The organism is Amycolatopsis sp. Hca4 (assembly GCF_013364075.1).
Lineage (GTDB): Bacteria > Actinomycetota > Actinomycetes > Mycobacteriales > Pseudonocardiaceae > Amycolatopsis.
In genome coordinates this window covers 8,183,195-8,205,206 of sequence record NZ_CP054925.1, presented here as the reverse complement: position 1 = coordinate 8,205,206, position 22,012 = coordinate 8,183,195, and the positions used below count along the sequence as shown (strand labels likewise).

The 22,012-nt window shown below is 72.3% G+C and carries 17 protein-coding genes and 2 pseudogenes; 10 read left to right on the top strand and 9 right to left on the bottom strand.

Annotation, left to right across the window (positions count from 1 at the left end):
- Positions 1-123 precede the first annotated feature (123 nt).
- On the top strand, positions 124-2,988 hold the full coding sequence (locus HUT10_RS37325) for a BTAD domain-containing putative transcriptional regulator (RefSeq protein WP_176175480.1): 2,865 nt from the start codon (positions 124-126) through the stop codon (positions 2,986-2,988).
- A 311-nt stretch (positions 2,989-3,299) separates the two neighbouring features.
- On the opposite strand, the gene HUT10_RS37320 is transcribed toward HUT10_RS37325, so the two are convergent.
- The 5 genes from HUT10_RS37320 to HUT10_RS37300 form a co-directional block, all read right to left on the bottom strand.
- On the bottom strand, positions 3,300-4,880 hold the full coding sequence (locus HUT10_RS37320; RefSeq protein ID WP_217709673.1) for a DNA polymerase Y family protein: 1,581 nt from the start codon (positions 4,878-4,880) through the stop codon (positions 3,300-3,302).
- Between the two features lie 414 nt (positions 4,881-5,294).
- On the bottom strand, positions 5,295-5,972 hold the full coding sequence (locus HUT10_RS37315) for a hypothetical protein (RefSeq protein WP_176175479.1): 678 nt from the start codon (positions 5,970-5,972) through the stop codon (positions 5,295-5,297).
- Between the two features lie 108 nt (positions 5,973-6,080).
- Complete coding sequence (locus HUT10_RS37310) at positions 6,081-6,995, bottom strand: SAM-dependent methyltransferase (RefSeq protein WP_176175478.1); 915 nt, start codon at positions 6,993-6,995, stop codon at positions 6,081-6,083.
- Positions 6,992-7,573, bottom strand: a complete 582-nt coding sequence (locus tag HUT10_RS37305; RefSeq protein ID WP_176175477.1) for a GNAT family N-acetyltransferase — start codon at positions 7,571-7,573, stop codon at positions 6,992-6,994. The genes HUT10_RS37310 and HUT10_RS37305 overlap by 4 nt, the downstream gene beginning before the upstream one ends.
- A 305-nt stretch (positions 7,574-7,878) precedes the next feature.
- On the bottom strand, positions 7,879-9,393 hold the full coding sequence (locus HUT10_RS37300) for an alpha/beta hydrolase (RefSeq protein WP_176178225.1): 1,515 nt from the start codon (positions 9,391-9,393) through the stop codon (positions 7,879-7,881).
- Between the two features lie 175 nt (positions 9,394-9,568).
- Here HUT10_RS37300 and HUT10_RS37295 point away from each other — a divergent pair, with 175 nt between their 5' ends.
- The 5 genes from HUT10_RS37295 to HUT10_RS37275 are packed head-to-tail and all read left to right on the top strand — an operon-like array spanning position 9,569 to position 14,859.
- Positions 9,569-9,964 (top strand): GntR family transcriptional regulator, encoded by a 396-nt coding sequence (locus HUT10_RS37295; protein ID WP_217709672.1) that lies wholly within the window; start codon positions 9,569-9,571, stop codon positions 9,962-9,964.
- A complete protein-coding gene (locus tag HUT10_RS37290) occupies positions 9,961-10,842 on the top strand; it encodes an ABC transporter ATP-binding protein (protein WP_176175475.1) in 882 nt (293 codons plus the stop codon). Before HUT10_RS37295 ends, HUT10_RS37290 begins: the two co-directional genes overlap by 4 nt.
- Entirely contained in the window at positions 10,839-11,822 is a 984-nt protein-coding gene (locus HUT10_RS37285) for a transporter (RefSeq protein WP_176175474.1), read from the top strand. The genes HUT10_RS37290 and HUT10_RS37285 overlap by 4 nt, the downstream gene beginning before the upstream one ends.
- A gap of 20 nt (positions 11,823-11,842) precedes the next feature.
- A complete protein-coding gene (locus HUT10_RS37280; protein WP_176175473.1) occupies positions 11,843-12,946 on the top strand; it encodes an alpha/beta hydrolase in 1,104 nt (367 codons plus the stop codon).
- Positions 12,943-14,859, top strand: coding sequence for an esterase (locus HUT10_RS37275; protein ID WP_176175472.1), 1,917 nt, complete (start codon positions 12,943-12,945; stop codon positions 14,857-14,859). Before HUT10_RS37280 ends, HUT10_RS37275 begins: the two co-directional genes overlap by 4 nt.
- A gap of 76 nt (positions 14,860-14,935) precedes the next feature.
- Here the strand turns inward: HUT10_RS37275 and HUT10_RS37270 are convergent, their stop codons facing one another.
- A complete protein-coding gene (locus HUT10_RS37270) occupies positions 14,936-15,685 on the bottom strand; it encodes an SDR family NAD(P)-dependent oxidoreductase (RefSeq protein WP_254897506.1) in 750 nt (249 codons plus the stop codon).
- A 55-nt stretch (positions 15,686-15,740) separates the two neighbouring features.
- Between HUT10_RS37270 and HUT10_RS37265 the strand changes: the two genes are divergently transcribed.
- Both HUT10_RS37265 and HUT10_RS37260 read left to right on the top strand, forming a co-directional pair.
- Entirely contained in the window at positions 15,741-16,277 is a 537-nt protein-coding gene (locus tag HUT10_RS37265; protein ID WP_176175470.1) for a ferritin, read from the top strand.
- 313 nt (positions 16,278-16,590) lie between these two features.
- Positions 16,591-17,217 (top strand): PaaI family thioesterase, encoded by a 627-nt coding sequence (locus HUT10_RS37260; protein ID WP_176175469.1) that lies wholly within the window; start codon positions 16,591-16,593, stop codon positions 17,215-17,217.
- A gap of 28 nt (positions 17,218-17,245) precedes the next feature.
- Here the strand turns inward: HUT10_RS37260 and HUT10_RS37255 are convergent, their stop codons facing one another.
- Both HUT10_RS37255 and HUT10_RS37250 read right to left on the bottom strand, forming a co-directional pair.
- Positions 17,246-18,472: a cytochrome P450 gene (locus tag HUT10_RS37255; RefSeq protein ID WP_176175468.1), complete on the bottom strand. Its 1,227-nt coding sequence runs from the start codon at positions 18,470-18,472 to the stop codon at positions 17,246-17,248.
- A 296-nt stretch (positions 18,473-18,768) separates the two neighbouring features.
- Positions 18,769-19,053: pseudogene (locus tag HUT10_RS37250) on the bottom strand (amidohydrolase family protein); the annotation flags it as partial.
- A gap of 117 nt (positions 19,054-19,170) precedes the next feature.
- Here HUT10_RS37250 and HUT10_RS37245 point away from each other — a divergent pair.
- Both HUT10_RS37245 and HUT10_RS37240 read left to right on the top strand, forming a co-directional pair.
- Positions 19,171-20,493, top strand: coding sequence for a hypothetical protein (locus HUT10_RS37245; RefSeq protein WP_176175467.1), 1,323 nt, complete (start codon positions 19,171-19,173; stop codon positions 20,491-20,493).
- Between the two features lie 206 nt (positions 20,494-20,699).
- A pseudogene (locus HUT10_RS37240) lies at positions 20,700-21,206 on the top strand (transposase); the annotation flags it as partial.
- 47 nt (positions 21,207-21,253) lie between these two features.
- Here the strand turns inward: HUT10_RS37240 and HUT10_RS37235 are convergent.
- Entirely contained in the window at positions 21,254-22,012 is a 759-nt protein-coding gene (locus HUT10_RS37235) for an MHYT domain-containing protein (protein ID WP_176178224.1), read from the bottom strand.

Here is a 22,012-nt window from a genome sequence, read left to right as displayed (position 1 = left end):
CCTCACGCCGGACCGTGGCCGAGCCGGCGCCCGGAGCCTGGCAGCGTTCACTGCAGCCGCACTGCAGTCTTACGGAACGTGGCCGGTCGGAGGTACCCTCGCGGACGGGGAGGGGGCGTTTCCATGCGTGATGTTCGCTTCGGCGTGCTCGGACCGATCACCGCCTGGCACGGTGCGGCCCCGGTCGAGGTGGGGCCGGGCAAGTGCCTCCGGGTGCTCGGCGTGCTGCTGCTGCACGCGAACCGGCGGGTGGACCGGGAGCAGATCATCCAGGCCGCCTGGGGTGCGCAGCCGCCGCGCAGCGCGGTCAACCTCGTCCAGAAGTACGTCGGTGACGTGCGGCGATCGCTGGAGCTCGACGACGGCGCGCTGCAGACGGTGGGCACCGGGTACCTGCTGCGGGTGGCGCCCGGCCAGCTGGACAGCGACCGGTTCGCCGCCCGGCTCGCCCAGGCGCGCGAGACCCGCGGCGACGGCGACCTGGCGGCCGCCCGGCAGCACCTCGCCGAGGCGATGACGCTGTGGCGCGGGCCCGCCTTCAGCGGCATCGACAACCCCGCGGCCGTCACCGAACGTGCCCGGCTGGAGGAGTACCGCCTGGGCGCGCTGGAGGACCTCGCCGAGCTCGACCTCCTGCGCGGGGAGCACGCGCCGGCCGTCGCCGAGCTGTCCCGGCTGGCCGACGAGCACCCGTACCGCGAACGCGCGCGGGAGTTGCTGATGCTCGCGCTCTACCGCAGCGGCCGCCAGGGTGACGCGCTCGCGGTGTTCCACGACATGCAGCGCCTGCTGGCCGAGGAGCTCGGCGCCGACCCCGGGCCCGGCCTGCGGCGCGTGCACGCGCAGATCCTGCGCGCGGACCCCGCGCTCGACCTGGTCACCGCGACCCGGGAGCAGCGGCCGGTCGCCCAGCTGCCCGCGGACATCCCGGACTTCACCGGCCGCGCCGGGCCCTTGGTCGAGCTGCTGGACCTGCTGCAGCGGCGCGGGGTGGTGGTCGTCGCCGGCGCGCCGGGGACCGGGAAGTCGGCGCTCGCCGTGCGCGCGCTGCACGAAGCCCGTGACGCGTTCCCCGACGGCCAGCTCTACCTCGACCTCGCCGGCACCTCCGCCGTGCCGCGCGACCCCGCGATGATGCTGGCCGAGCTGCTGCGCGCGCTCGGCGTCACGGACGCGGTCATGCCGCCCGGCCTGCACGAACGCGCGGCCCTGTACCGGTCGCGGCTGGCCGATCGCCGCATGCTGGTGCTGCTCGACGACGCCGCCGGTGCCCAGCAGGTGCGGCCGCTGCTGCCGCCGTCCGGCGGCTGCGCGGTGGTGGTCACCAGCAGGCACCGGCTGGCGGACCTGGCCGGGGCCGAGCACCTCGAGCTGGACGTGCTGTCCCACGAAGACGCCCGCGACCTCCTCGCCCGGATCGCCGGGGCCGAGCGCGTCGAACGGGAACCGGAGCAGGCCGACGCGATCGTCCGGCTGTGCGGCCGCCTGCCGCTGGCGCTGCGGATCACCGGGGCGAAGCTCGCGAACCGGCGGGCGTGGACCCTGCAGGTGCTGCGCGAACGGCTGGAGGACGAGTCGAAGCGGCTGCGCGAGCTGCGGGTCGGCGACCTCGACGTGCGGGCCAACTTCGACCTGAGCCTGCGGCTGCTGCCCGAGGAGGCCGTCCGGGCGTTCCGGCTGCTGGGCCTGCTGGGCGCGGAAACGCTCCCCGCGTGGGTGATCGGCCCGCTGCTGGGCGCCCCGGCGGGCGACGAGGTGCTGGACGCGCTGGTCGACGCCTGCCTGGTGCGCCTGGTGACGACCGATCGCGCGGGCCAGCCGCGGTACCGGCTGCACGACCTGCTGCGCGCGTACGCGGCGGAAGGCGCGCAGGAGCACTACCCGGCCGAGGACCGCCGGGCGGCGGTGGAGCGGGTCCTCGCCGCCTGGCTCGCCCTCGCCGAGCAGGCCCGCGACCTGTGCTACCCCAGCCTGTTCCGGCCGACGCCGGGCCACTCGCCGCGCTGGGTCCCGGACTACACGGTCGTCGACCCCATCGCCTGGTTCGACGCCGAGCGCGGGACGTTGCTGCGGGCGATCGGGCTCGCCGCCGAGTGGGGGATGGCCGGCCTGGCCTGGGAGCTGGCGGTCGCCGCGGTGCCGTACTACGACCACCGCAGCCTCTACCAGGACTGGAACCGCAGCCACCAGGTCGCGCTGGAGGCCGTCACCGCGGCCGGCGACACCCACGGCGAAGCGGCGCTGCTGCAGGGGCTCGGCCAGGTGCACATCTACCTCGACGAAATGGCCGAGGCCCGCGAGGACCTGCACCGGTGCGTGCAGCTGTACCGGGCGATCGGCGACCGGCGCGGCGAAGGCCTGGCGCTGGCGAGCCTGGGCACGGTGCACCGCGTCCGCGGCGAGCTCGACGAGGCACTGGCGACCGACAAGGAGGCGCTGGAGCACGTGGTGGCGGCCGGCCACCGCCAGGCGGAGGCCCAGCTCCGCACGGCGATCGGCATCATCGGCTTCGACCAGGGCGCCGGCGACGCCGGCCCGTGGATCGAGGAGGGCCTGCGCATCGCCCGCAGCCTCGGCGACCGCCACCGGCAGGCGGTGATCCTCCGCACGCTCAGCCGCTACCACCTCGACACCGGCGAGACGGCGGCCGCGCTGCACGACCTCACCGAAGCACTGACGATCTTCAACGAGATCAGCGACGAGCGCTGCGGCGCGTACACGGACCAGAGGTTGGGCGCGATCTACGCCGAGCTGGGCGACGGCCCCCGGGCCGATTCGGCCCTCCAGCGAGCGGCCCACGTGTTCCGGGCCAACGGTGACCGGAGCAACGAGGCGGCGTGCTGGCAGCGGCTGGGCGAGCTGGAGCACGAACTGGGTGAGACGGCGGCGGCGCGGCACCACCTGGGTCTGGCGGTGGAGCTGTGGCGGGCGGTCGGGCTGCCTGAGCGGGCGGAGAAGGTCGAGGCCATGTTGGTCGCGGTGGGCTGAGGGGCGGGTTCGGCCGCGGCTCGGCGGACTGCGGCATTTCTCGCCGGTTCGCGACCCCGCGGACGGTGCCGAGGGGTGTGGTGCGGCCCGGCGGGCGCCGGCAACTCGCGGCGGTCCACTGTGGATCGCCAGCGACCGAGCCGAGGGTGCGGTTCCGCTCGGCCCGTTGCTAGTCGTAGCAACCCTCCACGATCCACGCCGAGGCTGCGGTCCCGCCCGCCCCGGCGCACTGCTGCCGTATCAGCTCGCCATAGTCCACTGTGGATCGCCACCGACCCGCGCCGACGGGCGCCGTCCCGCTCGGCCCGCTGCTAGTCGTAGCAACCCTCCACGATCCACCGCGGATCCTCGCCGACCGTGGCCCTCAGCAGCAGGGCGATGTCGCCGTCCGGGGCCGTGTCGCCTTCCAGGACCACCTGGATCCGGGCGAGGGGGCGCTCGCCGCGGCGGCCGGGCAGGGCCGGGTGCACCACCCAGGGCCCGGCCGAGCCGATGACCCGGCGCGGCGGTCCCCCGTCGACCGCGACCGTCGACGGCGGGTAGCCGAGCTCGCCGCGCGCGGTGCAGCGGACGACGTCACCGACCGCGTCGAGCACCTCGGCCGGCACCGGACGCGGCGGGACGACCGTCGGCGAGGGCGCGGGCAGCCGCCCCGGCCACGGGCGGTCCGCGGCGAGCGGACGGCGCGGCTCGCCCCACGGGACCAGCCGGACGCGCTCGGCCGGGCCGCGGCCGCCGTCCAGCAGCGGGGTGACCACCGCGTCCGGGCCCAGCAGGCCCTGGATGCGGACCAGCGCGCGGCCGGCGCGTTCGGCGGCGTCGGCGTCGCGGCCCACCGAGCCGAGCTGCAGCTGCAGGGCCTGGCCGCCGACGACCTCCTCGGGGTCGAGGCGCAGCCGCACGATGCCGGCGGTGGGCCGGTCGCGGGTGGTGAGCCAGCCTTCGCACTGCCAGCGCACGCGGTCGGCCGTCGAGCGGGCGGTGAGCGGCTCGGCGCACCGCCAGACGCGTACGCGTTCTTCGCCGGCTTCGGTGACGGCGACGATGGCCAGGCGGGTACAGGCGAGGCCGTGGTTCGCGAGACCGGCGAAGAAGCGTTCGCCGAGCGTCTTCGCGACGAAGGCGGCTTCGTCGACCCGCTTGAGGGGCTCGTCGAAGGTTTCGGTGACGGCGAGATCCGGCGGCAGCGCCCGGCGCAGCGGCGGACGTTCGGACCGGCCGCGGGCGAGCCGGTGGGCGACGATGGCGTCGCTCGGGAAGCGGCCGGCGACGTCGCGCTCGGCGAGGGCGGCGAACGCGCCGAGTGTGCGCAGCCCGAGCCGTTTGAGCAGGTCGACGAGCTCACCGCGGTCGTCGCCGGGCTGGTTCAGCTCGGCGATCGAGAGCGGCGCGAGGAACTCCGCCGCCCGCCCCCGCGGGACGAGCGCCGAGCGACGGGCGGCGAGCGTGGCGGCGAACAGCCCGTCGGCCACCCCGACCTGGCATTCGACCCCGGCCCGCGCGGCGACCTCGTCGATGAGCAGCTCGGCGAGGGCGGCCTCCCCGCCGAAGTACCCGGCGGCACCGTCGACGGGCACGGCAACCAGCCCGGGCCGCACGACCTCGACCCCGACGGCCTGCGCTTCCACCGCGGCGGCCACGGGTTCGAACAACCGGGCATCGCGATCGGGATCGTGCTGGTGCACGACGAGGGCCGGACACCGGGACTGGGCGTCCCGCCGCCGCATCCCCCGCCCGACGCCCTGCTGCCGCGCGGAGGCGGAGCAGGCAACGACGCGGTTCCCGGAGAAAACGGCGGCGGGCGAGCCGGGCGAAGTCCCGGCGGCGGCCCCGGCGGCGACGACGGGCCAGTCCGGGCACCACAGCACGAGCAACCGTGGCGCATCACTCATCCGGCGGACGGCTCCCGCCGCCGAGGCGAAAGCGACGCGGCCGCAACGCGCGGGCAGACGCCCACCGGCGCGACCCACCCCGGCCGACCCCCATCGCACTCATCCCCCGCCCGACCGGCGAGCGCTCCGCCCCACTCGCGCCCCAGCCGATCGCCGCCCGAAGCGAGGGCTGTTTCGCGTGCGCCAACAGGCATCACCCGTGCGCCCTGGGGCATCACCCGTGTCCAGAGAGGCATCACGTGTGATTGCCGGGGCATCACCCCGATGCCCTCCCAGACACGCGTGTCGCCCCTCCAATCACACGTGATGCCCTCCCAAGCACGCGTGATTTTCCAGCGGCGGCCGAGCGTCCGGCCGAAATCCGCACTCATCCCCGGCCCCGGCCGGCCCGGAACCCCAGCCACGCCGCCGAACTCACCCGGCCACCCCGGCCAGCCGTCGTCCCGGCCCGCTGCTCCGGCCTCCCGCGACCGCCCCCTCCGGACCGGGCAGCTGCAACCCCACCGCCGACGGCCGCGTCGCCGCGCCGCGGCCTCGGCTCGTCGCCAGCACGTCGCGGGCCTGCAGGTGACCGTGGCCGTCCTGGGTCAGGCCGTGCCAGCGGCGGCGTGACACGCTCAGCTCCAGATCCGCCCCCGGCCACGGGCCCGCCGTCAGCAGGACCGTTCCGCGGTTGCGGACCCGGCCCGCCAGCCTGCGGGCCGTCTGCGAGGGCACCGGCACCGGGCCGAGGACCACCAGGTCGAAGCCGTCCACCAGGGCCGACAGCACCGCCACCAGCTCCGCGCCCGGCTCCGGCACCAGCGCGACGCGCTCCAGGTCGACGCCGAGTTCCGCCGCGGCCGCCAGGCCGAGCTCCGGCAGGCCGGTCACCGCGGCCCAGGACCCCTCACGGGTCGCCGCCGCCACAAGGGCCAGCACCAGCGACGTCGCTCCGCGCACCGCGATCGTGCTGCCGCGCCGCAACCCGCCGCCGGGGAGCAGGCCGGCCAGCTCGGGCAGCACCGTCAGCAGCTGCCCGTCTTCCGGCGCCCGCAGCTGCGCCGCCGTGCGGACCCCGGGGATGGCCGAAAGCGCCTCCGGCACCGCCACCGCCGCTCACCTCCAGCACCACGTACTCGTACCGGAGACGCCTACCCGGCGAACCCAGAACACTTATCGAACACTTGTTCGCATAGTGCGAGACGCGGCGGCCCGCTGTCAAGCCGGGTGCCACATCCGGGGGAGAACGCCACTGACGTACCGCACGTCGCCCGTGCGCAGGTCGTCGTCGCCCAGTGACGCAAGGCCGTGGGCGGCGAGCAGCTCGCGGACGGTGTTCCCGGTCAGCACCCAGCCCCGACCGGCCAGGTAGGGCTCCGCTTCGTGGCGTTCACCGAAATAGCGCAGCTTCGCCATGTCGGTGTCGAAGCTCTCCTCGCGCCAGCGCCCGGAGATCCGGTCCAGGCCCGCCTTCGTCCTCTCCTCGTCGCCCGGCCGCGGGGTGGGCCGGCTCTCGGTGGCCAGCCTGCTGCCCGGCGCGCTGAGCCCGGTGATCGTGTCGAGCAGCCGGTCCTGCGCGTCCGGCGGCAGGTAGCCCAGCAGGCCCTCGGCGCTCCACGCGGTCGGCTGCCGCGGGTCGAAGCCGGCGCCGGCCAGCGCGGCGGGCCAGTCCTCCCGCAGGTCGGCCGCCACCACCCGCCGGTCGGCGGCCGGCTCGGCGCCCAGCCGGGCCAGGGTGCGGGTCTTGAACTCGAGCACCTCCGGCCGGTCGAGCTCGTACACGACGGCCCCGGCGGGCCACGGCAGCCGGTACGCGCGGGAGTCCAGTCCCGCGCCCAGGATCACGGCCTGCCGGAGCGCCGACTCGCGGAAGAACCCGTCGTAGAACCGGGTCCGCACCTTGGCCACGTCGATCCACACCTGCTCGACGAGCTCGCCGGGCGCCGCTTCGCCGCTCGCCAGCCGGGTGAGCAGGTCGACGCCGACGGCCCGGACGAGCGGCTCGGCGAAGCGGTCGTCGATGCGCGCGGGATCCGAGCGGCCCGCCATCGCCCGCGCCGCCGCGGCCATCGTCGCGGTCGCGCCAACACTGGACGCGAGGTCCCACGTGTCGCCGTCCTGCCGGGAAGTCATGCGTTCCCCCCTCGTTCCGAGCCGACCAGCCGGCTCACGATCCACGCGTGCGTGCCGAGCTGCCGCCCGCGGGCGAACCCGAAGTCCTCGAACAGTTCCACGGTGCCGGTGAACAGGAACCGGCCCGGCGCGTCCCGGCCGTCGGTCACTTCGGAGACGGCTTCGACGAGCCCGCCGCCGGCCTGCGCGATCAGGTCGAGCGCGCCGGCGAGCGCCGCGCGGGCGACGCCGTGGCCGCGGTGCTTCTTGTCGACGAAGACGCAGGTGATCCGCCAGTCCGGCCGCGGCGGCGAGTCCTTGTCGTAGGCCCGCCGGTGCTTGATGCCGGGCAGCTCTTCGGGGCTGCCGTACTGGCACCACCCCTGCACGAGGCCATCCCCGTCGAACACGAGCGCGGCGTGCGCCCCACCGGTCCGGACGCGCTCCTCCTTGATCGTGCGGCGCTCCGGCCCGCGCCGGCCGCGTTCCGGGTGGAAGCCCAGGCACCAGCAGCCGCCGAAGATGCCGTTGTTGCGCTCGACGAGTTCCGCGAACGCCGCCCACGTCGAAGCATCGAGCGGCCGGACAGTGTGCGCCATCTCCGCGATTCTGCCCGACCGCGCCGCGGAACGCCTTCGTGGCGGCGGGCCGCACCGGCTCCGGTGCGGCCCGCCGGGCCGGGCGTGAGCCGGAGCGCCACGGCGCCCACTTCAACACCCTGGCGACGACGACGCCGCGCCCGACCTCGCCTCGCCGCCGGTTCCGGGCGCGCGCCGACCCCACGACCGCACTCCTACCGGCAGGGAACCGCCGGCCCGCAACATCATCGCAACGCTCGGCCCGTCCGCAGGTCTTTCAGCGAAGGCGGGCCGCACCGGCTCCGGTGCGGCCCGCCGCCAGGAATTCAGCCCGCGAACGGGCTGGCGTCGATCGTGCAGGTCTGGCCCGCCGCCGGGAAGGTCCCCGAGATCAGGTACTCCCGCTTGACCTTCTCCGTGCACGTGCTCGGCACGTACATCGACGAGTGCCCGTAGCCCTCGGTCACGAACACGCGCGCCCGCGCCAGTTCCGCCGCGCCGTCGCGGGCGCCGTGGAGCGGGGTCGACGGGTCGTAGCGGTTGTTCAGCACGAGGATCTCCGCCGACGTCGGGCGGTTCCACGGCCCGGTGTAGCGGTCGGTGTCCTTCGCCTGCCAGAACGCGCAGCTCATCATGTCCAGCACCGCGATCCGCCCGAAGTACGGCACGCGCTGGTCCTCCGACTCCGCGTACCGGCTGTAGACCGCCGGGTCGGTGGGCACGTCGCTGTCGGAGCACTGGATGGCGTTGAACGCTTCGGTCCGGTTCGAAACGTACTGCTCCCCCTTGACTGCCGCCGAACGCAGGGACGGCGTGGCCGGCGCGTCGTAAAGACGCTGCAGCAGCGTGGCGATGTCCGCCCAGCCGCGCGAGTCGGACAGGTCCGCCGCCGCGTTGATGATGCCCGAATACGTCCACGTTTCGCCGTCGCTGACGATCGGGGCCTGCTTCGCGCGGGCGGTCAGCGCGGCCCACTTCGCCTTCGGGTCACCCGAAGAGAACGCGCACTTCGGCCCCGCTTCCGTGCACAGCCGCAGGAACTGCTCGAAGGTCTGCGCGATCCCGGTCGCGACGTCCTGGCGGGTGTCCAGCGGGACGCTCTTGCCGTTGCCGTTCTGCCCGGTCGAGTTGCCTGCGAAGTCCATGGTGCCGTCGAACACCATCGCCCGGATCCGGTTCGGGAACAGGTTCGCGTAGGTCGCCCCGAGCTGTGTCCCGTAGGAAATGCCGTGGTAGTTCAGCTTCGGGTCGCCGACCGCGCGGCGCAGCAGTTCCAGGTCACGCGCGGTGTTGGCCGTCGAGACGTGCTCGAGGATCGGGCCCGCCTTCGCCGAGCAGCGGTCGGCGAGCTCCTTCGACTTGGCGTAGAAGGCCGCGTTGCCACTGGCATCGCCCGGCATCTCGGGGAACGACCCGAAGAACGCCTGCTGCTCGGCCAGGGTGTCGAAGCAGCGGACCGCCGTGCTGTTGGCGATCCCGCGCGGGTCCCACGAGACCAGGTCGAACCGCGCGCGCAGCTCGTCGGAGAACAGCCACGGCCACTTGCCGCGCTCGCGCAGCCGCTGCAGGCCGGACGCGCCGGGGCCGCCGAAGTTGACGAACAGCGAGCCGATCCGGTGCTTCGGGTCGGTCGCGGGCAGCTTGATGAGCGCGAGGTCGATCTTCGCACCCGACGGCCGGTCGTAGTCCAGCGGCACGGATGCCTTGGCGCACTGGAACCCGTCGGCGCAGTCGGCCCAGCTCAGCTGCGGCGTCGGAACGCTGTCCACCGACGCCGACGCGACCGCCGGTCCCGCCACGACGGCCATCGAGACACCGAGCGCGACGACCACGCCGCGCACGACGGCTCCCCCAGAAAAACGACGCACGAAAAGTTCCTCTCGAAGAAGGGAAACGATCACCACCACAGACGGCCGAGTGGGTGGCGAGGTTGGCTCCGGCCGCCGAAAAAGATCACTGGCGCTCGACGACCTCGCTTAGCTATAGTACTAGGCAACTAGTTAAATGGAGTTGCCGATGATCGAGTTCCACCTGGACACCAGGTCCGGCTTGTCGCCGTACCAGCAGCTGGTCCAGCAGGTGCGGCACGCGCTGCGCCTCGGCCTGCTGTCCGAGGGAGACCAGCTCCCGAAGGTCAAGGACGTGGTCGCGAGCCTCGCGATCAACCCGAACACCGTGTTGAAGGCCTACCGCGAGCTGGAGCACGACGGCCTGGTCTCGGCCCGTCCCGGCGTCGGCACGTTCGTGACGGCGACCTTGAACGGCGGCGCTTCGTTCGCCGCGATGGGGCCGTTGCGGCAGGACCTCCGCCGCTGGCTGGGCAAGGCCCGCAAGGCCGGTCTCGACGAGGAGAGCATCGAGGCCCTGCTGATGTCCACGTTTCGCGACTCCGCAAGAGAGGGAATAGCGTGACCGTCCTGAAAGCCCAGGGCCTGGGCAAGAAGTACAAGCGCAAGCAAGCGCTCTCCGGCTGCACGCTGGAGATCGAAGCCGGCCACGTCACCGGGCTGGTCGGCCCGAACGGGGCGGGCAAGTCGACGCTGCTGAACATCGCGGCCGGCATGCTGGAGCCGACCACCGGCACGATCGAGGTGTGCGGCGGGTCGCCGGGCAGCGGCCCGGAGCAGCTGGCCAAGGTCGGTTACGTCGCACAGAACACGCCAGTCTACAGTGGATTGTCCATCGAGGACCACCTGCGGCTCGGCGCCCACCTCAACCCGGGCTGGGACGCCTCGCTGGCCGAAAAGCGGATCGAACGGCTCGGGCTGGACCCGAAGCAGGCCGCGGGCAAGCTCTCCGGCGGCCAGCGCGCGCAGCTGGCGCTCACGATCGGCATCGCCAAGCGGCCCGAACTGCTGCTGCTCGACGAGCCGGTCGCGGCGCTGGACCCGCTGGCCCGCCGGGAGTTCCTGCAGGACCTGATGGAAGCCGTCGCCGAGCACGGGCTGTCGGTCGTGATGTCCTCGCACCTGGTCAACGACCTCGAGCGGGTCTGCGACCACCTCGTCGTCCTGGTGGCTTCGCAGGTCCGGGTGATCGGCGAGGTGGAGACGCTGCTCGCCACCCACCACCGGCTGTCCGGGCCGCGCCGCGACCTCGACACGCTCCCGGCGGACCAGCACGTCGTCTCGGCGACGCACACCGACCGCCAGACCACCGTGCTCGTCCGCACCGAAGCGCCGATCCTCGATCCCGCGTGGACGGTCGGGCAGATCGGGCTGGAAGACCTCGTCCTCGAGTACATGAGCAACCCCACCGCCGCCCGCCCCGCCCTGGAGGTCCTCCGATGACCTGGCTGACCTGGCGCCAGTTCCGCACCCCGGCGTTGTCGATGCTCGCCGGCCTGGCCGCGATCGCCGTCGTGCTCGCGATCACCGGGCCGGAACTGGTCGGGCGCACGGACTTCTCCGATCAGGACGCCCTCTTCGGCGGCACCATCCTGGTGCTGTACCTGCTGCCCGCGGTGATCGGCGTGTTCTGGGGCGTCCCGATGATCACCCGCGAGCTGGAGAGCGGCACGCACAGCCTGGTGTGGAACCAGACCGTCACGCGGAAGCGGTGGCTCACCACCAAGCTCGGGTTCGGCCTCCTCGCCGCGATGCTCGCCGCCGCGGTGCTGAGCACGGCGGTCTCCTGGTGGGCCAGCCCGATCGACGCGCTCTCCGCGGTCCAGACCGACCGCGGGATGCTCGCCCGCATCGCGCCGGTGGTGTTCGGCGCGCGTGGGATCGCCCCGATCGGCTACGCCGCTTTCGCGCTCGTCCTCGGCGTCGCGGTGGGCATGGTGCTGCGGCGGACGGTGGCCGCGATGGCCGTCACCGTCGTCGCGCTCGCCGCGGTGCTGCTCGCGGTCCCGCTGCTGGTGCGCCCGTACTTGGTGCCGCCGCAGACCGAGACCGTCGCGATCACGCCCGAGAACATCACGAACATCACCGGCAACGACAAGCAGGGGATCACCGAGATCGGCGTGCGGAAGCCGGCCGGGGCGTGGGAGCTGGCGAACGAAACCCTCGACCCGTCCGGGAACGTGGTCACCTCGATGCCGGACTTCCTGCAGGCCTGCTCGCCGCGGCCGGGGGCCGCTCCGCCGGAGCGCGGTGACATCCAGGCGTGCGTGGCCCGCCTGGGCGAACACGGCTACCACCAGCGCGTGACCTACCAGCCGGGCTCGCGGTTCTGGCCGCTGCAGTGGCTCGAACTCGCGCTCTACCTCGCGCTGACCGCCCTGCTCACCTGGTTCTGCTTCCGCCGTCTCCGCCACCTGTCCTGACGATTCCGACTGGGGGAATCATGCGCACGCTCGCGGTGGCCACCGCACTCACCGTTGCTCTGTCGGCGCCCGCTTCGGCGGCCACGACGCCGTACCTGCCCCGTCCGACCGGCCACTCGCCCGTCGGCGTCACCACGTTGTCCCTTGTGGACGATTCGCGGCCCGATCCGTGGGTACCGTCGGTGCCCTACCGGGAGCTGATGATCTCCATCTTCTACCCGGCGGCCTCGGGAGGAGGCTCGAAGAAGCAGTACATGACCCCGCTCGAGTCGCAGCGCAACCTCGAACGGCAGAACATCCCCGGCCTGCCGCTGGACGTTTTCAGCACGGTCCGGACGAACGCCGTCGTCGACGCGAAACCCGCCGGGCGGTGGCACAGCCTGCCGCTGGTCGTGCTGTCCCCGGGCTGGACCCAGCCGCGGGCCACGCTCACCGCGCTGGCCGAGGACCTCGCCAGCCGCGGGTACGCCGTGGCGGCGATCGACCACACCTACGAAAACCGCGCCACGACCTTCCCCGACGGCCACGTCACCGGCTGCGCCGCCTGCGAGGTCGACGACCAGCCCGGCTTCTGGGAGAAGTTCGCGCAGGTCCGCACCCGCGACACGTCGTTCGTGCTCGACTCCCTGCTGGCTTCGAAGTGGGGCGCGCTGATCGACCCGCAGCGGATCGGCATGACCGGCCACTCCGCGGGCGGCGCGATCACCACCCAGGCGATGCTGGCCGACCCGCGGATCCGTGCCGGGGCCGACCTCGACGGCAGCGTCCACGTCCCGCTCCCGGCGTCCGGGCTGTCCCGGCCGTTCATGTTCGTGGGCAGCATGGACAACTACACGCCGGGCGCGCCGGGGCCGTACGACGACTGGGAAACCGACTGGACGCACCTGACCGGCTGGAAGCGCTGGATCATGGTGTCGGGCACGGTCCACGCGTCGTTCACCGACCTCGGCGTGCTCGCCGCGCAGCTCGGCGTCGACATCGGCGACTCGATCGACCCCTACCGCGCGCTCACCGTCACGCGGAACTACGTAAGCGCTTTCTTCGACCGGCACCTGCGCTGCCGCCCGCAGCCGCTGCTGGCCGCGCCCTCGCCCGCTTACCCGGAAGTGACGTTCATCGGATGAGAATCACGAGCATCGTGCTCACCACTGCCCTCACGCTCGCGCTGACGTCACCGGCCGCGTCGGCGGCCCCGGCGCTCACGCTGGCCAGACCGACCGGCGACCGGCCGGTGGGTACGACGTCGCCACCGGACCTCCCGGTGTCCCTGTTCTACCCGACGGTTTCCGCGGACGGCCCGAAGTCGCGCTTCATGACCGAAGCCGAAGCGAAAACCGTCCTCGACTCCGGCGGCATCACCGGCGTGGCGCCGTCGGTGCTGGCCGGCATCCGCACGGATTCGGTGCTCGACGCCCCGCCGGCCGGGCACCACCTGCCGCTGGTCGTCCTCGACCCGGGGGCCCGGCGGCCGCGCGGCGAACTCACGTCGCTGGCGGAGGACCTGGCGAGCCACGGCACGCTCGTCGCCGTGGCCCCCGGGGCCGGCGAAGACAAGGCCGTGCTGGACAAGCTGCTCCGGTCGAAGTGGGCGGCGCTGGTCGATCCCGCCCGGATCGGCCTGGCCGGGGCCGCCGGGGTGCCGGCCGCGCTGGCGGCCGACCCGCGGCTCGAGGCCGGGACGACCATCGACGGCCCGGCGGACGACCCGCTGCCCGCCGCGCTCGACCGGCCGGTCCTGTTCCTGGGCCGGGCGACCGCCCCGGGCAACGACACCTGGAAGCAGCTCACGGGCTGGAAGCGCCAGTTCACCGTGGCCGGAACGGTGCACGCGTCGTTCACCGACATCGGCCTCGTGGGCGAGCAGCTGGGCCTCCGCTTCGGCGCGACCACCCCGGCCGTGCGCGGGCAGGCGATCACCGCCGCGTACGTCCGGGCGTTCTTCGACCAGCACCTGCGCGGACGGCCGCAGCCCCTGCTGGACCAGCCGTCCGCCCGGTACCCGGAGGTGGCCTTGACCCGCACGTCGACGCCGTACCTGCCCGCCCCGACCGGCGACCGGCCGGTGGGCAGCACCGCGGTGTACCTGAAGGACACTTCGCGCCCGGATCCGTGGGTGCCGTCGGTCCCCTACCGGGAGCTGATGGTCACACTCTTCTACCCGGCCGCGTCGGCGAAGGGGCCGAAGACGCAGTACCTGACGCCGGCGGAGTCGGCGGCGTTGCTGGAGGGCAGCGGCCTCGACGTGCCACCCGGCACGCTCGCCGAGACCGTGACCAACTCCGTCGACGGCGCCCGCCCGGCGGGCCGCGGCCTGCCGCTGATCGTGCTCTCGCCCGGCTACACCAAGCCCCGCGCCACGCTGAGCGCGCTGGCCGAGGACCTGGCGAGCCACGGGTACGCCGTCGCGCTGGTCGGCCACACCTACGAAAACACCGGCCAGAGCTTCCCGGACGGCCGCTTCGCCGGGTGCGCCTCCTGCGAAGTCCCGCACGACGACGCTTTCTGGGAGAAACTGGAACGGGGCCGGGCCACCGACGTGTCGTTCGTGCTGGACTCGCTGCTCCGATCCCGGGCGGGCCTGATCGACCCGGAGCGGATCGGCATGGCCGGCCACTCCATCGGCGGCGCGAGCACCCTGCCGTCGATGGTCGCCGACAGCAGGCTCAAGGCCGGGATGGACATCGACGGCACGACCCACGTCCCGCTGACCGGGCTGGCACGGCCGTTCATGTTCCTCGGCCACCAGCTCGGGGCCACCGCCTGCGTGCCGGGCGACCCGACGTGGGAGCGGGACTGGCCGCAGCTCACCGGCTGGAAGCGCTGGGCCGACGTGCGGGGCGCGCAGCACGCGTCCTTCACCGACGTGGGCCTGTTCGGCGACGAATTCGGCGTCGACTACGGCGCGCAGACGACCGCGCTGCGGACGCAGGAGATCACGCGGACGTACGTGAACGCGTTCTTCGACCGGCACCTGCGGGGTGAGCCGCGGCCGGTGCTCGACCGGCCGGGGTATCCGGAAGTCTCCTTCTGCCACTGAGCAACCGGGGAAGCGGCGCACTGGGGGTGCGCCGCTTCCCCGGTTTCCGAGGTCGGTGGTGGTCGACCGCGGCCGGTCACCAGGTCGGGCGCGCCGTGACCCCACCGTCGACGACGAGGTCGTGACCGGTGATCCAGGACGCCAGCGGCGAAGCGAGGAAGACGCACGCGTTCCCGACGTCACCGGGCGTGCCCAGCCGCCCCAGTGGAGCCGCCCGCCGCCACCGCTCGACGCCGTCCGGCCACTCCCGCTCCAGCCCGGGCCGCGCGATCAGCCCCGGCGACACCGTGTTGACCCGGATGCCCCGTGGCCCGTACTCCAGCGCGGCACCCCGGGCGTGCATGACGAGCGCGGCCTTGGCGGAGCTGTAGTGCACGTGCCCGGCCGCCGGCTGCCGGGCCTCGATCGAGGCGATGTGCGTGACGCTCCCGCCGTCGCCCATCAGCCGCACCGCGGCCTGCGTGCAGGAGAACGCGCTCGTCAGGGTGGCGTCGAGCATGGCCCGCCAGTCCCCCGCACCGAGCTCGTCGAGGGCGGCGACGGGCTGGATCCCGGCATTGTTGACGAGCGCGTCGAGCCGCCCGCCCCACTCCGCGACGGCGCCGAGCAGGGCGTGGCAGGCCTGGTCATCGGTGAGCTCGGCGGCAAAGGCCCGAGCCCGGCCACCGGCCCGTTCGATGGCGGCGACCACGTCGTCACCGGCACCGGGACGGCGGTGGTGCACCGCGACGGCCGCGCCGGCTTCGGCGAACCGGAGCGCGATCCCGCGGCCGAGCACCCCAGAGGCCCCGGTGACGCAGGCGGTCGTACCGGACAGGTCGGGCAGAGGAGTCACCACACCGAGCGTAGCTGGCGACCCCGGATCCGTCGTAAGTTGAGGCATGGCCAAAACCCGGAAGTTCGCCGAGCTGCTGCAGAACCAGATCCGCCACGAGTTCACGGCAGCCCAGCAGTACACAGCCCTGGCGGTCTGGTTCGACGCCCGCGACCTCCCCAGGCTGGCCAAGCGCTTCTACCGCCAGTCGATCGAGGAGCGCAACCACGCACTGGCGATGGTCCGCTACCTGCTCGACCGGAACGAGCCGGTGTCCATCCCCGGCACCGGCGAGGTGCGCAACGACTTCTCGAGCGTGCACGAAGCCATCGAGCTGGCCTTGGCCCAGGAACGAGCGGTGACGGCCGACATCGAGGCAATGGCCAAGGCCGCCCGCCTGGAGGAGGACTACCTGGGCGAGCAGTTCGTGCACTGGTTCCTGAAGGAACAGGTGGAGGAGGTGTCCCGGATGTCGACGCTCCTGACGGTGGTCGAGCGAGCGGGAGGCAACCTGTTCGAGGTGGAGAACCACCTGTTCCGAGAGCAAGGAACGGAAACAGAGGACGCCCCCGACATGCCCCCGGTAGCCGGAGGAAAACTCTGACGAGCAACCCGCTCGGCAGACTCACCAAAGTTTGCTTGCCCGACAGCCTCCGGCAGACCACCAAAGCTTGCCGAACACCCGAGAAAAAGCCCGGGTGACAACGAAACCCGGCCACGACGGAACCCAGACCCCCCGCAACCCCGATCCGAAGCCCCCACACGGCCGGCGGCATCTTGTCAAGGCACGCTTTCCCGCCTTGACAAGATGCCGCCGGCCGTAGTCACCATGCCCGCTTCGGGGTTGCAAACACTCGTCAACCACCCCACCCCCCGCTAGAATGAAACACGTTCTACTTCCGGACGGCGGGGGAAGCATGCCCGAGTACCCGATCATCAACGGCATCCCACCAGCCCGAGCCCGCCTGGGAGCCCGAATCCGCGACCTGATCGAAGCCTCGATCTGCATCCAGGAAGACAAAGCCGACCTGACCAAAGCCGCCGACCAGATCGAAGCGATCACCAAAGCCCTCCAAGCGGCAGGCGGAGCAAGACCACTCCTCCTGGCCGCCCTGGAAGACGGCGGCCACCTGAGCATCAACAACCCGCTGGAAGGACCGGCGAACCCCCTGGCCCCACCTCTGTCCTGGAAACACATAGGCGCGGAGAAGGTGGAAGCCGAAGTCCTCCTCGGCCCAGCCCACGAAGGCCCACCAGGCCGGGTGCACGGGGGCTGGGTGGCAGCAGTACTGGACCACGTACTGGGCCGGGCAACAGCGGCAGCAGGCTACCCGGGCATGACGGCCTCCCTGACCGTCGACTACCACCGAGGAACCCCGTACGCGGTCCCGCTGACCGCGGAAGGCCGCCTGGTCACCCGAGACGGCCGCAAGCTCCACGCCACGGCCGAACTCAAGGCGGGCGAAACCGTCTGTGCGTCGGCGAAAGCGATCCTCATCCACTTCGCCCCGGACCGCTTCCCGAGCGCGTCCACACCGGACTAGGACGACAGCAGCGCGGGCCGGCCCCTGTTCAGGCGAGGTGCAGCGGCAGGGCGGTGAGCCCGTTGATCGCGGGCGAAACGATGTGGGTCAGTTCTTCCGGTTCGACGGCGAGGCGCAGGTTCGGGTACCGGGTGAAGAGCCGTTCCAGCCCGATGGTGATCTCCTGCCGGGCCAGTGGCGCGCCGAGGCAGAAGTGCGAACCGGCGCCGAAGCCGATGTGGCCGCGGTCGTCGCTGGTGACGTCGAAGCGTGCGTCGGCGGTGTCGCTGTTGCGCTGGGCGCCCGCGATCATGGTGGCGATCGGTTCGCCCGCGGGGACGACCGTGCCGCAGATGTCGGTGTCGCGCAGGGCGTAGCGCATGTAGACGCATTTGAGCGGCACGTTCCAGCGCAACCCGGCATCCACTGTGGACGACCACGGTCGCCGGCCGTCGCGCAGGAGCGCGAGCTGGTCGGGGTGGGTGAGGAGGGCGACCACCGTGTTCATGATGGCGTTGACGGTGGTTTCGTGCCCCGCGGCGAGGATGATGTGCAGGGTGCCGAGCAGTTCCTCCTCGGTGAGCCGGTCGCCGTCCAGTTCGTGGATGTCGATGAGGGTACTGGTGAGGCGGTCGTCGGGGTGGCGGCGTTTGTCCTCGATGTGCCGGACGAGGGTGGCTTCGAGGGCGGTTGCGGCCCGGCTCCGTTCTTCGGGGGTGGCGACGGCGTCGAACATCGTGGCGTACTCGTCACGCAGCTCGTCCTGCTCGTCCGGGTCGGTGATCCCGAAGAATTCGCAGATCGTGCGCATCGGCAAAGGATAGGCGTAGGCGGTCTTCAGATCGACCGGACCGTCGCCGGAAAGGCCGTCGAGCAGTTCGTCGGCGATCGCGGTCAACCGCGGGACGACGGCGGTGATCCGTTTGTGGGTGAAGGCGTGGCTGACCAGCCTGCGCAGCCGCAGGTGGTCGGCACCGTCGGCGTTGAACATGCTCTTCTCGGTGATCAACGTGAGGAACGGCCAGGAACCGGGGATCTCGCCGCGCTGCAGAGCCGCCCAGTTCGCCGGGTCCTTGCCGATGTCCGGGTTCGCCTCCAAGATCGCCCTGCTCGCCTCGGCCGACGTGGTGATCCAGGTCCGGACACCGCCGAACAGAACCACGGGCACGACCTGGCCGTACCGCCGCAGTTCCGCAGCCTCGACGTACGTCTCCGACGCGGGATCGCATTCGTGAACGGGATTGTCGAGAGACAGCCTGCGTCCGGTGAGCGGCATGTGATCTCCAGAAGTGCCGTTTTTGCCCTCGAATGGCGACCACGCTTCTCCCCTTGCCGCCGGAAGGCAAGGAGAGAAGCGGATTTTCGGCCTTTTGGAAAGGGGAGGGCTGGCGTCTGCAGTAAGGCGGTGTGCGCGAAAGGCCGCGCGTTGTTTCACCCTTGTTTCGCACCCGTGACCGCCCGGCCCTGCACTGACGAAATCACCTGCCGGACAAAGGGAAGTCTCGTAACCCCGACGGGCTGCTGACCGGGCCTGTGGTTGATCATGTTGGTGTGGTGCGGGCGATCACAGCGTCGCGCGGCGGCCAGGAGGCCGGCGGCGCTGCGGACGCCGGTGAGGTCGAGGCCGGTCAGGTGCAGGCCGGTGGCGGTGGCGTGGACGTGCGCGTCGACGAACGCGGGCGCGACGAAGGCGCCGTCGAGCCGGATCTCGCGGGCGCCGGGGTGCAGGGCGCGGGCCGGGGCGTCCTGCCCGACCCAGACGACGGTGCCGCCGGTGACCGCCATCGCGGTCGCGTCCGGCCCGGCCGGGGCGTAGATGCGCCCGCCGAGCAGGAGCGTGGTGCTGTCGTCCGTCACGAGGTCGAGTGCGACCTTTCCGGTGCGGGCGCCCGCAGGCGGTCGGCATGATCGGGACGTGACCGGGCTGGTGGTTCGCGCTAAGGTCCGGACATGAATGGGGGAAGATCTATTGCGTTGACGACTGTCGCGGCCGTGGCCGCGCTCGGGGTCGTGGTCAGCTGGCTGATGAAGTGGGACATGCCGCTGCCGCCGTTCGTGGCGAATGCGGGTCCGGCGGGCTGGAGCGGGCACACGCTGACGGCCGAGTTCGTGCCGCTGGCCGGAATTCTGATCGCGCTGTTCACGCTTCGCTGGTGGGCGTGGACGCTGCTGGCCGGAGTGGTGGTTTCGCTGCCGATGGCGGTGTTCGCGCTGGTGCCGTCCCTGTCCGTGCACGTCTCGGTGGAGATCGCCGCGCACGCCGGTCCGGCGATGGTGCTGATCGCAGTGCTGGGCGCGGCACAGGCGTTGTTCCGGCAGGGCGCGCGTGCCGCCGGGATCCTGGTGGCAGGCCTGGCCGTCGGCGTGCAGGTGTTCGCGGCGGCGCTGATCGGGAGTCCGTGGCTCGGCTCGTTCGAGAGCAAGACGTCCTGGCAGCTCGCGTTCACCGTCGTCGGGCTCGGCGGTGCTGTGCTCGCCGTCCTGACCGTCCGGCTGCGGAGCGACTGGACTCCGCCGGAGCGGATGCGGCCCAGGCTGGCTGTGGCGGCGGTCGGGGCCGTGCTGCTCCCGATGGCCGCTTACTCCGTCGACAACACGTTGATCGCGGACCTGCTGGGGGTGTCGCCCGGTTCGCTGGCCCGGCACCCCGACGTGCTGCCCGCGATCGTCGGCCTCGGCATCCTGGTGGGCGCCGTGCTCCTGGCCGCGCTCGCCGGGGCGCGGGTGTTCTTCGGCGTCGCGGTGATGGGGCTGGTCCAGCTCAGCGCGAACGCGCCGCTGATGCTGGCGCTCTACGCGGCCGCGTTCGACCCGGTGTCGCGGTGGATCGCGGCCGCGCTGGGGGTGGCGGCCGGGTGTGTGGCGGCGGTGTCGCGCCGGCGGACGCCGATCGCCGCCGGGCTCGGGGTGCTGGCGGGGCTGGTGCTGCTCATCACCGCGTTCGCCACCGGCGGGACCCCGGAGAAACTGATCGACCAGCGGCTTTCGGTGGTGGGTTCGGTGCTGCTGGCGCTGCTCGCGGCCACGATCACGCTGATGGTCGCGGCCGTGGCGCCGGTCCCGGCGGAGCGCGACGCGCTGGCGGTCGCGGCCGGGCCGCTCACGTCGGTGCTCGTGCTCGGCGGCAGCGGCGTCCTGGTCGTCACGGCCCCCTACGACCCCGCCAACCACGGGTACCTGGATCCGGCGCACCACCTCGGCGTGTCTGCGGGGTTGCTGCTCGTGGCGGCGGTGCTCATCGCCGGTGCGGCGGGCGTGCGGTTCCTGCGGACCCGCCCCCAGCCCGTTCTCGGCTGACACGTCGCGTCAAGGCCGTCCCGGGAAACTCCGGGGCGGCCCTTCTTCATGTCGTGACGCACCTCCGCAGACAGGAAGATTTGCGTTCAGCAGGCGATATGGCAGGATATTTTACGCGTTCCCGACGACTAAGGGATGTCTCGTAGTCCGGTGTTGGGCTCGTCGTGCCGGTAATTGATCATGTTGGTGTGGTGCAGGTGATCACATTGCTGTCCCTGGCACCGGTCCGCAAACGCCGGGTCGATGCGGTGGCGATCGTGGACGGCACCCTGGTACCCACGCGAGATCACCGGCTGGCGACCCCGTCGAAGAACTACCGATACTCGACCAACCTGCAGGTCGCGATCGACGCCGAGACGAGACTGGTGATCGCCACCGGTGACCCGCAACCGGGTAGCCGCAACGACTGCACCGTCTACCGCGACTCCGGCATCGCCGAGACACTCACCGGTCGGCCGGTCGTGGCCGATGGTGGCTACCAAGGCAATCCCGGGGTTGTCATGCCGTACCGCAAACCCCGCGACGGTGCCGAGTTGCCGGCCTGGAAGGAAGACCTCAACGCGACTCACCGCACGATCCGCGCTCGGGTCGAGCACGTCCTGTCCCGGATGAAGAACTTCAAGATTCTCCGCGACTACCGCCGAACGGCAAACACACTCGCTGACACGGTGTCCGGCATTGCGCACATGCACAACATTCTCCTCACCGGCTGACCGCAACACCAGCCCCACCAACCACACCGCGAGTTACGAGACAGGCCTTAGGAGACGACCGAAGTGTGCCGAGGCGCCTCCGAGCTCGACGTCGCCATCAGCACCGCGCAGATCGGCACCGCCATCGCCAGCGCGGCCAGCACGAACACCGGGAACAGGAACGAGAACACCTCGGTACCGGACGGGTCCGGCGCACCCGGGTCCAGGTGCAGGCGCACCGCCGCCATCCCCGTGTAGTGCATCCCGGTGACCGCCGCGCCCATCACCAGCCCCGCCGCCAGCCGCGGCAGCAGCTTGTCCAGCCCCACGGTGAACCACAGCGCCGCCGTGGCCGCGACGACGGCGATGACCACCGAGAGCACCACCGTCGTCGGGTCGTAGCCGATCGTGCCCTTGACCTGCACCGCCCACATCCCCGTGTAGTGCATGACGGCCACCGCGAGCCCGGTCAGCAGCCCGCCGAGCAGCAGCCGCTTCCACGCGAACCGGTTGCGGACGCCGAACACCAGCAGCCCGCAGAACACCGCGGCCACCGAGAGGATCGCCGACAGCGCCGTGCGCAGGATGTCGTAGCGCACCGGCAGCCCGGGGGTGGAAAACCCGAGCATCGCGATGAAGTGCATGACCCAGATGCCGACCCCGCCGATGGACACCGCCGCGAGCACCAGCCAGGTCAGCCGGGCGCGCGGGCTGTCGGTGGACCGCGCCTGCAGCGTGCACGCGAGGCCGAGGGCGCAGCCCACCACCGAGGTGAGGTAGGCGAGCACGACGAGCCAGTTGCCCATCGCGAAGTCTTCGTGGTCCAT